Annotated in this window: 12 protein-coding genes; 4 read left to right on the top strand and 8 right to left on the bottom strand. The window is 64.0% G+C overall.

The features are described 5' to 3' along the window. Positions 1-97: 97 nt before the first annotated feature. The 4 genes from CXR29_RS07245 to CXR29_RS07230 all read right to left on the bottom strand — a co-directional run bounded on the left by CXR29_RS07245 (position 98) and on the right by CXR29_RS07230 (position 6,527). Positions 98-2,044 (bottom strand): ABC transporter ATP-binding protein, encoded by a 1,947-nt coding sequence (locus CXR29_RS07245; protein WP_127364240.1) that lies wholly within the window; start codon positions 2,042-2,044, stop codon positions 98-100. Continuing rightward, positions 2,044-3,075 (bottom strand): ABC transporter permease, encoded by a 1,032-nt coding sequence (locus tag CXR29_RS07240; RefSeq protein WP_127364239.1) that lies wholly within the window; start codon positions 3,073-3,075, stop codon positions 2,044-2,046. The genes CXR29_RS07245 and CXR29_RS07240 overlap by 1 nt, the downstream gene beginning before the upstream one ends. After that, positions 3,072-4,616 (bottom strand): ABC transporter permease, encoded by a 1,545-nt coding sequence (locus CXR29_RS07235; RefSeq protein ID WP_025776987.1) that lies wholly within the window; start codon positions 4,614-4,616, stop codon positions 3,072-3,074. Before CXR29_RS07235 ends, CXR29_RS07240 begins: the two co-directional genes overlap by 4 nt. A 105-nt stretch (positions 4,617-4,721) precedes the next feature. Beyond that, positions 4,722-6,527: an ABC transporter family substrate-binding protein gene (locus tag CXR29_RS07230; RefSeq protein ID WP_127364238.1), complete on the bottom strand. Its 1,806-nt coding sequence runs from the start codon at positions 6,525-6,527 to the stop codon at positions 4,722-4,724. A gap of 248 nt (positions 6,528-6,775) precedes the next feature. On the opposite strand from CXR29_RS07230, the gene CXR29_RS07225 reads away from it, so the two are divergent. After that, positions 6,776-7,366 (top strand): hypothetical protein, encoded by a 591-nt coding sequence (locus CXR29_RS07225; RefSeq protein WP_025776989.1) that lies wholly within the window; start codon positions 6,776-6,778, stop codon positions 7,364-7,366. A gap of 14 nt (positions 7,367-7,380) precedes the next feature. On the opposite strand, the gene CXR29_RS07220 is transcribed toward CXR29_RS07225, so the two are convergent. The 4 genes from CXR29_RS07220 to CXR29_RS07205 all read right to left on the bottom strand — a co-directional run bounded on the left by CXR29_RS07220 (position 7,381) and on the right by CXR29_RS07205 (position 10,782). Then, complete coding sequence (locus CXR29_RS07220; protein WP_101593721.1) at positions 7,381-8,034, bottom strand: MBL fold metallo-hydrolase; 654 nt, start codon at positions 8,032-8,034, stop codon at positions 7,381-7,383. Positions 8,035-8,083: 49 nt separating this feature from the next. Further along, on the bottom strand, positions 8,084-9,154 hold the full coding sequence (locus tag CXR29_RS07215; RefSeq protein WP_101593723.1) for an NADH:flavin oxidoreductase/NADH oxidase: 1,071 nt from the start codon (positions 9,152-9,154) through the stop codon (positions 8,084-8,086). Between the two features lie 90 nt (positions 9,155-9,244). Next, entirely contained in the window at positions 9,245-10,045 is an 801-nt protein-coding gene (locus CXR29_RS07210) for an alpha/beta fold hydrolase (protein WP_101593724.1), read from the bottom strand. 95 nt (positions 10,046-10,140) lie between these two features. Continuing rightward, positions 10,141-10,782, bottom strand: a complete 642-nt coding sequence (locus CXR29_RS07205) for a thymidine kinase (protein WP_025776993.1) — start codon at positions 10,780-10,782, stop codon at positions 10,141-10,143. Positions 10,783-10,939: 157 nt separating this feature from the next. Between CXR29_RS07205 and CXR29_RS07200 the strand changes: the two genes are divergently transcribed. The 3 genes from CXR29_RS07200 to CXR29_RS07190 all read left to right on the top strand — a co-directional run bounded on the left by CXR29_RS07200 (position 10,940) and on the right by CXR29_RS07190 (position 14,427). After that, complete coding sequence (locus tag CXR29_RS07200; RefSeq protein WP_127364237.1) at positions 10,940-13,168, top strand: NADP-dependent isocitrate dehydrogenase; 2,229 nt, start codon at positions 10,940-10,942, stop codon at positions 13,166-13,168. A gap of 152 nt (positions 13,169-13,320) precedes the next feature. Further along, positions 13,321-13,779 (top strand): LapA family protein, encoded by a 459-nt coding sequence (locus CXR29_RS07195; protein WP_127364236.1) that lies wholly within the window; start codon positions 13,321-13,323, stop codon positions 13,777-13,779. A gap of 3 nt (positions 13,780-13,782) precedes the next feature. Beyond that, positions 13,783-14,427, top strand: coding sequence for a 4'-phosphopantetheinyl transferase family protein (locus CXR29_RS07190; protein ID WP_101593730.1), 645 nt, complete (start codon positions 13,783-13,785; stop codon positions 14,425-14,427). Positions 14,428-14,430 lie beyond the last annotated feature (3 nt).

The following is a 14,430-nucleotide window of genomic DNA, read 5'->3' as shown; positions in this document are numbered from 1 at the left end:
TTTTGAGATAGAGAGATCGGTCCAGCCCGGACCCAACAGACAATTATACGGCCACCTGCACGCTCTCGCGTGCAGGTGGCCGTCAGTTCGGTCGGACTCAGGCGTTCATCGTGGCCGCCAGGACCGCATCGCGGGCCTCGCGGCGCTTGCGCTGCTCCTTCGGGTCCGGCACCGGGACCGCAGACAGCAGACGCTGTGTATACGGGTGGACCGGATTGGACACGACCTGTGAGGACTTGCCGATCTCGACGAGGTAGCCGTGGCGCATCACCGCAATACGTTCGGCGATGCGTTCGACCACGGCCAGGTCGTGGCTGATGAACAGACACGCGAAGCCGTACTCCTGCTGCAGACCTTCGAAGAGGTCGAGGACCTTCGCCTGCACGGACACGTCGAGCGCCGAGGTGGGCTCATCGGCGATGAGCAGCTTCGGACGCAGGGTCAGGGCGCGGGCAATGCCGATGCGCTGACGCTGACCGCCGGAGAGCTCATGCGGATAGCGGTTGCGCATCGAGGTCGGCAGTTCGACTGCGGTCAGCAGCCCCTCGACCCGGTTGCTCAGCTCCGGACCTTTCATCCCCTCGTGGAGATACAGAGGTTCGCCGATCGACTCGCCGACGGGCAGACGCGGGTTGAGCGAGGAGCCGGGATCCTGGAAGACGATCCCGACCTCTTTGCGCAGGGGACGCATCTGCCTGTTGCTCAGCCCCTTGATGCTCGTGCCGTTGACGACCAAGTCGCCTTCGACCGTGGGCAGCAGCCCGAGAGCAGCGCGCCCGATCGTGGTCTTGCCCGACCCCGACTCCCCCACCAGTCCCACGACCTCTCCCGGGGCGATCATGAGATTGATGTGGTGCGCGGCGCGGAAGGCCTTCTTCCGCCCCGATGCCGGATACTCGATCGCGGCGTCGCGCAGCTGCAGCGCCGACGGCTTCGAGAAGTCCGCCTGCGAACCGGGATGGTAGTAGGTCTCTGTCGAGTCCATTTCGATGCGGTGATCGTCCCGACCCGCCTCGGCGAGCTCCCGGGATTCGGAGTCCAGATCGTTCGTGCGGTTCGCACCCCCTTCTGCCACGGTCGCCGAACCCGCATGCGTGGCATTCAGCGAATCGCGGGAACCGTCGTGGTGGGGATCGGTCTCGTCAGCTCCGCGGCGTCCGAAGGCGGTGGCCCCGACATCGTCGAGACTCGAGCCGAACACCGCACCGTCTTCTCCGGCACCGAGGTGCGGCACCGCGTCGAGGAGCTGCTTGGTGTAAGCGTGCTGCGGGTCGTAGAAGATCTCCTCCGCCGTCCCGGTTTCGACGACCTTTCCCGCTCGCATGACGATGATCCGGTCGGCCATATCGGCCACCACTCCCATGTCATGCGTGATCAGGATGATTCCGGCGTCGAGCTTCGACTTCAGGTCCCGCATGAGCTTGAGGATCTCGGCCTGCACCGTCACGTCGAGCGCGGTGGTCGGCTCGTCGGCGATGAGCAGCTTGGGCTGACAGGCCAGAGCCTGCGCGATCATGATGCGCTGGCGCTGACCTCCTGAGAGCTGGTGTGGGAACGAGTGGAACCGGTCCTCGGGGTCCGGAATCTCGACGAGGCGCATGAGCTCGAGTGCCCGTTCCTTCGCCTCGTTGGGCCCGATCTCGAGGTGGACGCGCAGCGTCTCCATGATCTGGAAGCCAGCGGTGTAGACCGGGTTGAGCGCGGTCATCGGCTCCTGGAAGATCACGGAGATCTCGTTGCCCCTGACCTTCTGCATGTGCTCCGGTGGCATACCGATGAGCTGGGTGCCGCCCAACTTGGCCGAACCGGTGGCGCGGCCGTTGCTCGGCAGCAGACCGAGCAGCGACATGCTCGACTGCGACTTGCCCGATCCGGATTCCCCGACGATCGCAAGGACCTCGCCCGCATTCACGGTATAGGTGAGGTGCTCGGCGGCCATCCACCATTCGTCGCCGACCCAGAAATTCACTCCGAGGTCGTCGACCTCGAGGATCGGGGACCCGTTCTCCGACTGCGATCGGGCATCTGCTGTCTTCTCAGCCATCACTTCGCCCCTTTCTGCGCCATGCGCTCGGCCTTCTTCATCTTCCTCCAGCTCGGGATGGTCTTCATCCGCGGGTCGAACGCATCGCGCAGACCGTCACCGATGAAGTTCACACACAGAGCGATGACGATGATGAACAGGCCCGGCCACCAGAACAGCCACGGACGAGTGGCGAAGGCGGTCTGGTAATCGCTGATGAGTCGGCCCAGCGAGATGTCCGGCGGCTGAATTCCGAAGCCGAGGAAGCTCAGCGCCGCTTCGAGGACGATGGCCTGGCTCATCAGCAGGGTCGTATTGACGATGATGACACCCATCGCGTTCGGCAGCATGTGCTTGAACATGATCCGGAAGTCGCTTGCTCCGGCCACACGTGCCGAATCGACGAACTCGCGTTCGCGCAGCGACATGAAGTCACCGCGGACGAGACGTGCCAGCCCGGTCCACAGCACACCGCCGAGGACGACACCGAGCATCGCACCGCCGGTGCCCGAGACGAGCTTGCCGAGGATGGCGCCGACGACGATCGTCGGCAGAATGATCACACCGTCGGTGACGCGCATGAGGATGGAGTCGACCCATCCGCGGTAGTAGCCGGCCAGCGCGCCGACGAGCGTCCCGATCACCAGTGAGACGGCTCCGATGATGAGCATCACCATGATGGAGATCTGCGTGCCCTTCATCACCCGCGCGAAGTTGTCGCGGCCGATCTCGTCCTGTCCGAACGGATGCGATCCGGGGCTGAAGATGTTCGACGTCGTCCAGGTCGGTGCGCCCCCGGGGTTGACGACGGTCCCCGATGCGGTGTGGCTGTGGATCCACCATCCGGGGATGGGGCCGACGCCGAGGGCGCTGTAGGAGAAGACTGCGACCGCGGCGAAGACCACGAGCCCGATGATGGCGCCCTTGTGCCGGAAGAACTTGCGCAGAACTATCCGCCCCTGGGACAGACCTTCGGTCTCCTTGGCTTCGATGGCGTTGTCGCCGACCTCATCGAGGACGTCTGCCTGTTGCTTGTCGTTGTTGGTACTCATGCGTTCACTCGGATTCTCGGGTCGAGGACGGCATAGAGGAAGTCCGCGACCAGGTTGGCGATGATGGCGAGCAGACCCGTGATGACGATGTACGCCATGATCGGATCGAGTTCGGACTGCCGCATCGAATCGATGAAGAGCTTGCCCATACCGTTCCAGCCGAAGATCGTCTCCGTGATGACGGCGCCGCCGATCATCGTGATGATGTCGACGGGAACGATGGACGCCAGCGGCAGCAGCGCATTGCGCAGGGCATGTCGCATGATCACCGTGCGCTCGTTGAGACCCTTTGCGCGCGCCGTGCGGATGTAGTCCTGACCCATCACTTCGAGCATGGATCCGCGGGTGTAGCGGGTGTAGGAGGCGAACGAGATGAGGATCAGCGCGATCGACGGCAGCAGCAAGTGGGTGAAGTTGTCGAGGTTGCTGATCCAGAAGTCGCCGTCGACATTGGGTGTGGCCGCGCCGATCGTCGCGATCGGTCGATTGTTGATAGCGGGATGATCGGAGTACTCCCGCCATCCTTGCAGCACCCTGTCGGCGAAGATGAGGACAGCGATGATGGCGGCGGTGAAACTGGTCGTGCGCACGGTGTCCCAGGGATCTGGTCCGCGGAACGCGAGTCCGACTGCGAGGGCGACGCCGATCGCGACGACGAACAGGCCGAACATCCACAGCCAGTTCATCTCCACGTAGTAGAAGAGGTACTGCAGCGGCATGTAGAGCAGTGCGCCGATGGCCGCGGTGGTCAGGGTCGCATAGAGGACCCGCCGATTGCGCAGACCGGTCGACAGGAAGGTCATGACCACGGCCGCACCGAAGCCGATGACGATGATGCCGACGATGCCGATGCTCGGCTCCTGCAGCCATCCGCTGGCGAGGATGTAGTAGACCGTGGCGAAGGTGACGACGGCGGCGGTGGCGAAGGTGATGACGCGACGTCTCCCGCTGCCGCCGAATGCCCCCATCCAGAACAGCCCCATGCCCAGACAGGCGATGATGATCGGCCACCACGAGCTCAGCGTCGGATCGTTGATGAAGTTGTTGATGTCGATCGCTCCGTACTGCTTGAGCAGAACCGCGACCCAGAACACGGGCAGCGAGTAGAGGAGGAACGAGACGAAGGTGATGAAGTAGTCGAAACCCGAATACTGACGGATCGCCGAGATCATGCCGACGGCGACGCCGAGGATGATGGCGACCAGGGTCGCAGCGGTGATGAGCTTGACCGTGTTGACGATCGCGCCCTGCAGCTGATCGGTGACTTCCTGACCGGACTTCCACGCGATGCCGAGATCGCATTGCCCGACGAGGCAGCCACCCGCACCCGCGAGCCATTTGAAGTACCGCACGACCGCAGGGGTGTCGAGGTCGAGGAGCCGACGACGGGACTCATAGAGCGCTTCGATGTTCGGTGAGGTGCTCGACCGCAGATCCCAGAAGAAGTCCAGGGCGACGTTGAGGAGGAGGTAGAGGACGAAGGTGACAACGAGCAGCACGAGTGCGGTCGACAGGAGTCGTCTGAGGATGAATCTGATCATAGTGGGGGTTTCCGTTTCAATCTTCCGAAAACGCTGCTGTGGGGATCACACAGTGATCCCCACAGCAGCTGGGGTGGAGAAGAACCGACCGCAACGAGGTGCGGATCAGTTGACTTCCCACTCCCAGTAGTTCCAGAACATCGTCGGCGACACCGAGGTCGACTTCACATTGCTGATGCTGTCGCGGTAGATCGTCAGTTCGGGGAACTGGAAGATCGGCGCACCGAAGGCATCCTCGGTCAGCTGCTTCTCGAGCTGGGTCGACAGATCCTCCTGCTCGTCCTCAGACGACACCAGCAGCTTGTCGAGGATCTTGTCGGTCTTCTCGTTCGAGTAGCCACCGTAGTTGTTCTGAGCACCGGTGCGGTAGTTCGCATCGGTGTCCGTGACTCCGGTGCCCTCCGACTGCCACCCGAACAGCGAGACGTCGTAGGTGCCGTCGCCGAGGCGCGTGCCCCAGTTGACGTCTCCGACGTCCTCCATCTTGAAGCCGGCCTTCTCGGCCGATTCCTTGATCAGCTGGAACTCCTGCTGACGACGGGAGTTCGTGTTGTCGTACATCACGCGGACGCTCGGGCTGTCGACTCCGGCGTCTTCGAGCAGCTTCTTCGCCCCGTCGATGTCGACGCTCTCGAGATCCTTCATACCGTTGCCTTCGACGATCCCGTCGTACATCGGCGAGCCCGGCGCCTGGGTGAAGGAATCGCGGACCTGAGCGTTCTCATTGAGCGGCTTGATGATCTTGTCGACGATGTCCTGACGAGGCACCGTCTTGAGGAAGGCCTGACGGACCTTCTTCGCCGTGTCCTCATCGCCCCCGTAGGAGGCCGGGTCGAAGGATCCTTTGTTGTCGAAGGTGAAGTCGACGTGTTCGTAGGTCGCACCGTCAGCGGCGTCGACGGTCACCCCGTCAAGGCCTTCGGCAGCCGAGAGCACGTCCGCTGTGGCCTGCGGCTGCGTGACGTCGACCTCGCCGTTCTCGATCGCCTGGACCATGGCCATCGGGTCGCCGTTGTAACGGACGGTCACCGTGTTCACCTTCGGCTTGAGCGGGCCGGAGTAGTTGTCGTCGAGTTCGAGGGTGACGTACTGGCCTTCGACGAAGTCCGTCATCTTGTACGGGCCCGAGTGGACGAGGAGGTCCTCGTCATCGGGCATCGAGGTGAAGTCGAATCCGGTGTTCCAGGTGTTCGAGATCTTCGACAGCGCCTCGGTGTCCTTGTCCTTGATCGCGTCGAGGATGGCCTGCTTGCCTTCAGCTGCATCGTCGACGCCCAGCGCCTTCTTCGCGACGATGTGGGCGGGCACACCGACGCCGTCGGCGCCGACGCCGAACTCGGTCTGCCAGTCGGCGTAGGGCTTCGAGTATTCGAAGGTGATCTCCTTGCCGTCGTCGGAAACCTCGGGGAAGTCTTTGATCAGTGCCGAACCGGCGGTCGACGAGTCGAAGTAGACGGTCTTGGCGTCGTTCTCCTTGACGCTGCCGTCATCGGCGTTGTTCGACTCCACGGTGTTGAAGTTCGCCGAGGTGCCGGCCCACGTCAAGGCGAGGTCAGCAGCGTCGACAGGGGTGCCGTCCGACCATTTGGCATCGTCGCTGAAGGTGTACTTGACCTTGAGCGGGTCTTCGGACACCTGCTCAACCGATCCGAGTGCGCCGTCCTGGACTTCGAGGTCTCCGTCGTAGTACCCGAAGTTGTCGTTCATCATGTAGGTCAGGATGGCGTTGGACACCGCATTGCCGTTCGCGGTCATGGTGTTCATCGAGCGGAAGGACTCGTTCCATCCGACGTTGACGATCGAGTCGTCCGAGCCGCCCTCTTCGTCGTTGCCGCCGGGGGGCGTGCAGGCAGTGAGCACCATTGCTGCTGCGGCGACGGATGCTCCGGCCGCGAGGAAGCGCTTGTTCACGTTCTCTCCTTGTTGTCATAGGGCGAGTAACCCTCTTGCCTGCGCCCCAAGTCCGGGGCGCACTCCGGTCATTCCACTTCCAGGCCGGAAGTGTGACCGCTTTCATGTTTCTCACATGGAATGCATCAAAGCTAATCTAATCAGCACTGTGACCGAGTCCACATACTGAGCATATTCGACAATTGTTACCGTTTCGAGACCACGGAAATATGCACGAAACTTCGAGTCTCAATGGATAGGATGTACAGGTGGCCAACAGTGAGATCGACCCCCATTCAGGGAACATTCAGCCGACGATCGTGCGGACGACGAGTTCGACCGTCCTGTTCGTCGTCGTCGCCGGCCTCTGCGCCCTCGGCGTGGCGTCGATCGTCCTCGGCGACTTCACTCTGCGCGGCCTCGCCGCTGCGGGCATCCCGCTGGCCGTCGGCACTATGGTCTGCGTCTTCTACCGGTATCCCCGTGTCGAGCTGCACCGACAGCAGCTCGTGCTCGTGAATCCGCTGCAGACCGTGACGATCCCGTGGAACCTCGTCGACGGCTTCGAAACCCATTTCGGGCTGAGCGTGCGCACCCACGAGAAGACGTACGCCTCATGGTCGCTGTCCGGCAAGGGCAAGAAGTGGGAGAAGGATGAGCACGGTATGCGCAGGCTCGTCGAGAACCCGAGCCCGGCCGTCGATTCCGTATTCGAACGCTATTCGTCGCTCAGCGACGCAGAACTGGCCAACCCCGGCGGGCGGCGTGTCATCGAGACGCGCTGGAACATCGGCATCATCGCCGTCGGTCTGTCAGCCATCGCCTGGGCGCTCATCGGCTTCGCGGCGCTGCCGAGCTGAGGACCGAGCTGGGGTCACCAGCCGCGTTCGCGCCACTCCCCCAGTTTCGGACGCTCGTCGCCCAAGGTCGTCGAGTCCCCATGCCCGGGCAGCACAAGAGTCTCGTCCGGAAGCTCATCGAAGACCCGGGCCTCGAGGTCGTCCATGAGAGAGGTGAAGTCCTCGGCCGACCAGGTCTTGCCCGGCCCGCCGGGGAACAGCGAGTCGCCGGAGAACAGGATCGTCTGGCCCCCGTCGCGCAGAAGCAGTGCGATCGAACCGGGAGTGTGCCCGCGCAGTGCGATCGCCTGGAGGACGAAGCCGCCGAAGTCCCCGACGTCGAGGTGGTCGACGGAATGCGCGATCTCCACTCCTTCCGCCTCGGTGATGGCGGCCGCATCCGCGGCTCCGGCGATGGTCATCGCTTCCGGATGATTCGCCGAGGTGGCCCGCAGTGCCCGAATATGATCCCAATGCCGATGGGTGGTGATGATCGCCCGCAGCGTGGGTTCGGCTTCCGTGTCCTGTGCGCTCGAGCCGATGAGCTCGGTGATCGCCTCGGCGTCGTCGGCGGCGTCGATGAGCACCTGGGAGCCGGTCTCCTTGGCGGTGAGCAGGTAGACGTTGTTGGCCATGTCGGAGACCGCGATAGAGCGGATGACGACGTGTTCGGTGTCGATCGTATTCATTTCCACACTCCTCATTCTGTGCTGATGCTGTGAACTGTTCAGGAACTGGTCACCAGACTCCGCGGGTGTACTGCGGAGGGTAGGGTCCGGGTTCGACTCCGAGGACGTGGGCGGCACGCTGCGGCCACGAGGGTTCGCGCAGAGCGGCTCGGGCCATGAAGATCGCATCGGCCTGTCCCGTGCTGAGGATGGTCTCGGCCTGCTTCGGATCGGTGATGAGTCCGACGGCGCCGGTCGGCACACCTTCGGCGCGGATCGCCGCGGCCAGGGACACCTGGTAGCCGGGGCCGATGGGGATCCTCACCGGATAGTTCCCGCCCGAGGAGACGTCGATGAGGTCGACCCCGGCGACCGACAGGGCACGACTGACCTCGGCGGCTTCGGCGACGTCGAAACCGCCCTCGGTCCATTCGCTGGCCGAGATGCGCACGAACACCGGCACGTTTTCGCCGACCTCGGAGCGCACGGCCGCATAGATCTCGTGGAGCAGACGGGACCGGCCGGCAAGGTCGCCGCCGTATTCGTCGCCGCGCTGGTTCGACAGCGGCGACAGGAAGGAATGGAGCAGGTAGCCGTGGGCCGCGTGGAGTTCGACGAGGTCGAATCCGGCGTCGATCGAACGGCGGGCGGCAGCTGCGAAGGCGGCGACCACCTCGGCGATGTCGTCCTTCGTCATCTCCGCGGGCTCGGCCAGCTGCGGATAGGCGATGGGACTGGCACCGAGGGTGGGCCATCCGCCCGCGGATTCGGGGACGCTGCCTTTCGGCTCTCCCGAGAAGGGTCGATAGGTGCTGGCTTTGCGGCCCGCGTGGGCGAGCTGGATGCCGATGACAGAACCCTGCGAATGGACGAAATCGACGACGGCCGACCATGATTCGGCTTGGTCGTCGTTCCAGATCCCGGCATCCTGCGGGGAGATGCGGCCTTCGGGGACGACGGCGGAGGCTTCGGTGAGGATGAGCCCGAATCCGCCTTGCGCCCGGGCGCCGAGGTGGACGAGATGCCAGGGGCCGGGCATTCCGTCTTCGGCTTCGCAGGAGTACTGGCACATCGGGGCCAACCAGATGCGATTGGGAATCTCTGTGCCGCGCAGCGTCAGCGGTTCGAACAGCTCAGTCATGCCATCAGTCTGCCAGTTCCGTGCGAGCTCAGACAGCGATCCCGAATACCGGACCAGCGAGGACGGTCCCCCAGGTGATGCGTTCGAGGCTCAGTCGAGTCCGGTGTCCTCGCCCAGTCCGCCGCAGAATTCCTGGATGTGATCGACAACGATGTCGGGGTGTTCGACCATCGGCAGGTGTGCGGCGTCCGGGATCGTGACGAAGTGCGCACCCTCGATCTGCTCGGCCATCGCCGACATCGCCTCCGGGGTGCAGCCGGGATCCTGGGCGCCGGCCATGACCAGTGTCGGGGTGGTGATCGAGCCGAGCTTCCCGCTCAGGTCATAGGTCTTCAGCGCCGAGGCGGCAGCGATATAAGCCCCGTCATCGACCAGGGCGAGGTCGGACAGGATGAGGTGCCCGGTGGCGATGTCCTCGCCGAGGAATCCGGCGGCGAACCACCGATCGGCGGTGTCATCGACAAGTCCGCGTGTGCCGTCGGAGCGAACCTCCGCGATGCGTTCGTCCCAGGATTCCGGGGTACCGAACTTCTCGGCCGTCGCACAGGCGACGAGACCGGTGAGTGAATCGGGATGGTTGAGCGCCAGGGTCAGTCCGACGCCGCCGGAGATCGAGACCCCGCAGTAGGCGAAGGACTCCACCCCGAGTTCGGCGAGGGACTCGACGACACCGGAGGCCAGCGCTTCGACCGTCAGCGGGGCGGCCGCCTCGGCGAGGGAATCACCGGCGGTCACGGTGTGTCCGGGCAGGTCGGTGAGGTAGATCTGGAAATCGTCGGCCAGACGTGCGGCCACGGGCGTCCACAAGGGCATCCTGGTGCCCAGAGCGTTGCCGAAGACGATGACGGGAGAACCGGGATTGTCGTTGAAGGCACGGACGGCGATGCGCATGGAGTCTCCTTGAGAACTTCAGGTGCGAGAGGATTTCGACTGGTGACGACGGGGTCGACGCGCTGGATTCGACGGGAAAGCTGAGTCGGGATCGGTCAGGAGTCTGTCGTTGACAGCCTACCGCCGGAGTACTCGAGATAACAGCTCGGGCACAGCGACTCATAGGTCACGGAATTGCCGTCGATGGCGACCTGATCGCCGTCGAAGATGAACGCTCCGTCGACGAGGCGGCCGTTGAACATCGCCTTGCGACCGCAGCGGCAGATCGTCTTGAGTTCTTCGAGGGTGTGCGCGATCTCGAGCAGTCGGGCCGAACCGGGGAACGCCTTCGTCTGGAAGTCCGTGCGGATTCCGTAGCACATCACCGGCACCGAGGAGGCGGTCGCGATGCGCATGAGCGAATCCACTTGGACGGGGCTGAGGAACTGCGCTTCGTCGATGAGCAGACACGCGACCGGGATCTTCGGGGCATCGATGGACTCGATGAGGGCATCGTGGTCGACATAGTCGGCATGTTCGGCGTAGATCCGCTCGACGTCGCCGTCGGCGGGGATGACGAAGTCGACCTCACGGGTCACGCCCAATCGGGACACGATCTGCGATGCGCCCTTGGTGTCGATCAGGGGCTTGGCCAGCAGCACGCGCTGGCCGCGTTCCTCGTAGTTGAAGGCCGCCTGCAGAAGAGCGGTCGACTTGCCGGAATTCATCGCCCCGTACCGGAAGTAGAGTTTGGCCACTGTCGTCCTCTTTCTGTTGTCCGTGCCGACACAGAAGACTACCGGGTGCCACTCATCGATGTGAGCACCCTCATCGGACTGGCCCGCCTACCGAAATGGCCCAGAAGGTAGGATGGAGGGCGATAAACCCCAAGAAGATGCGGAGTGGTCCTTAACTATGGCTAAAATCATTTACACGCGCACGGATGAAGCGCCGCTTCTGGCGACGTATTCGCTCAAACCGATCATCGAAGCCTTCGCCACGTCGGCCGGTGTCGAGGTTGAGACCAGAGACATCTCTCTCGCCGCACGCGTGCTGGCCCAGTTCAGCGACCGTCTGCCCGAAGACCAGCAGGTCGGCGACGCCCTGGCCGAGCTGGGCGCACTTGCCAAGACCCCTGATGCCAACATCATCAAACTGCCCAACATCTCCGCTTCCGTCCCGCAGCTGAAGGCGACGATCGCCGAACTGCAGTCGCAGGGCTACGACTTGCCTGCCTACCCGGAAGAGCCTTCGACCGATGAGGAGAAGGACGTTCGGGCACGCTACGACAAGGTCAAGGGCTCGGCCGTCAACCCGGTGCTGCGTGAGGGCAACTCCGACCGTCGCGCTCCGCAGGCCGTGAAGAACTTCGCCAAGGCTCACCCGCATTCGATGGGCGAATGGTCGGCCGACTCGAAGACCCGCGTCGCCACCATGGGATCGGGAGACTTCCGCGACAACGAGAAGTCCGTGATCATCGAGGCCGATGACACCCTGTCGATCCGCCTGCGCACCGCCGCCGGAGAGACGACGGTCCTCAAGGAGTCCCTGCCCGTCCTGGCCGGCGAGATCGTCGACTCGACGAAGATGAACGCCGCAGCCCTCGACGAATTCGTCAAGGACCAGATCGCCGCGGCCAAGGCCGACGGCGTCCTCTTCTCCGTCCACCTCAAGGCCACGATGATGAAGGTCTCCGACCCCATCCTCTTCGGCAAGGTCATCGAAGCCTTCTTCCCCGACGTCTTCGCCGAATACGGTGACGCCCTCGCCGAGGCGGGGCTGACCTCCGACAACGGACTGGCCGCCATCCTCGCCGGACTCGACACCCTGCCCGCCGATGCGGCTGCCGGGATCAAGGCCGGTATCGAGAAGGGGCTGGCCGACGGACCGGACCTGGCCATGGTCAACTCGCACAAGGGCATCACGAACCTCCACGTGCCCTCCGACGTCATCGTCGATGCCTCGATGCCCGCAATGATCCGCGTCGGCGGCAAGATGTGGAACAAGGATGACCAGACCCAGGACACTCTGGCCGTCATCCCCGACTCCTCTTACGCCGGCGTCTACCAGACCGTCATCGAGGACTGCCAGGCCAAGGGTGCCTTCGACCCGCGGACCATGGGCACCGTGCCCAATGTCGGTCTCATGGCGCAGAAGGCCGAAGAGTACGGCAGCCATGACAAGACCTTCGAGATCCCGGAGGCCGGAACCGTCGAGGTCGTCAACTCCGCCGGCGAGGTGCTCATGAGCCACGAGGTCGCCGCCGGTGACATCTGGCGCGCCTGCCAGACGAAGGACATCCCCGTCCGCGACTGGGTCAAGCTCGCCGTCACCCGTGCCCGCCTGTCCGAGACCCCGGCCGTGTTCTGGCTCGATGAGACCCGCGCCCACGACCGCAACATCAAGGCGAAGGTCGAGGAGTACCTGCGTGACCACGACACCGAGGGCCTGGACATCCGCATCATGAACCCGGTGGAGGCCACTCAGTTCTCCATCGACCGCATCCGTGAGGGCAAGGACACCATCTCGGTGACCGGCAACGTGCTGCGCGACTACAACACTGACCTGTTCCCGATCCTCGAACTCGGTACCTCGGCGAAGATGCTCTCCGTGGTTCCGCTCATCGCAGGCGGCGGACTGTTCGAGACCGGCGCCGGCGGCTCCGCTCCGAAGCACGTGCAGCAGCTCGTCGAAGAGAACCACCTGCGTTGGGACTCTCTCGGTGAGTTCCTCGCCTTGGCCGAATCCTTCCGCCACGAGTTCAACGTCCATGGAAACGAGCGGGCCGGTGTGCTGGCCGACACCCTCGACGCCGCGACCGGCAAGTTCCTCGAGGAGAACAAGTCGCCGTCGCGCAAGGTCGGCGAGATCGACAACCGCGGCAGCCACTTCTACCTCACCCTCTACTGGGCCCAGCAGCTGGCCGAGCAGACCTCGGACGAAGCTCTGGCCGAGGCCATCGCTCCCGTGGCGAAGGCACTGACCGAGAAGGAGGACGCCATCGTGGCCGAGCTCCTCGAGGTGCAGGGCAGCCCCGTCGATCTGGGAGGCTACTACTACCCGAACGACGTGAAGACCGAAGCCGCCATGCGGCCTTCGGCCACGCTCAACGAGATCATCTCGTCGCTGAGCAAGACCGTCTGATCGACTGGACGAGTCATCGGGTGATCATCTGATCGTCCGATAGGAACACAGAACGAGTCCCGGCAGTCATCTGCCGGGACTCGTTCTGTGTTCCTGAACTCTCCTTCTGGGTTCCTGACCTCACCGCCCTATCAGCAGTTATGATGGGGCGCATGAGCACTCAAGACCCGCGTGGCGATTCGCAGACGCCCGAAGAGCTCCTGGCCGAAACCGATTCAGTCCTCGGCAGCGATACTCCCGCGACGGGCGAGACCGCTGCGGTGGACAAGACTCGGGAGATGCCCCCGCACGAGCAGCATGAACAGACGCAGCCTCCGGCGGGACACACCGGCGAGCTGCCATCGGCGAAGGCCGGTTCGGGAATGTCGGCGGGCATGTGGGTCTCCCTCATCCTCGGCGCCGTCATCGTCGTCCTGCTGCTCATCTTCATTCTGCAGAACAACGTCCCGGCCGAGTTCCAGTACTTCGGCTGGCAGTTCGAACTCCCCCTGGGCGTGGCGATGCTCTTCGCTGCGATCGGGGGCATCCTCATCGCCGGGATCATCGGTTCGGTGCGGATCTTCGTCCTGGGCCGCAAATTGAAGAAGATCAACAAGGCCCTGGGCCGCTGATCGATGGCGCACCACCCCAGTTTCACCGAACTGCGCACAGACCTCCCCGTCACCCTCGTCCTCGCCGATACCTCGGCGGAGGCGGCGTGGGCACGCGATGACGATTCCGTGCTCACCGAGCAGGAACGCAACTATGCACAGGAATTCGACGCCGAGGCGGCCGCCACCTGGTCTGCCGGTCGTGTCGTCCTCCGCCACGTGCTCGGAGCGCATCTGGATCAGGATCCCGCCGCGATCGAGATCCGCCTCGATTCAGCGGGCAAACCGCGCCACGACGAGTGCGAGTTCTCGGTCTCGAGGTCTCGTCGCCTCGTCCTCGTCGCCGTCTCCGACGACCCGGTCGGACTCGACATCGAAGCGATCCCCGAACGTGAGGTCGCTCTCGAGGCGATGCAGCTGCTTCACGAAAGAGAACGTGCTGAGCTCGACGAGCTTCCCGACGACGACTTCGCCGCCGGCTTCGTCCGCGTGTGGGCGCGCACCGAAGCGTTCCTCAAAGCACTGAGCACCGGCCTGGCTCGCGACCCCGGTCTCGACTACATCGGCGCCGGGCCGCACCCGAACTCACCGCATCCCGATGTCGACATCCACGATCTCGCCGACGGCATTCCGGACGGTCATATCGCGGCCATCGCGTTCAACCGCTGACCG

This window comes from Brevibacterium linens (assembly GCF_003999335.1).
GTDB classification, from domain to species: domain Bacteria; phylum Actinomycetota; class Actinomycetes; order Actinomycetales; family Brevibacteriaceae; genus Brevibacterium; species Brevibacterium linens.
The sequence above is the reverse complement of the archived record's forward strand: the minus strand, read 5'-3'. Positions and strand labels throughout refer to the sequence as shown.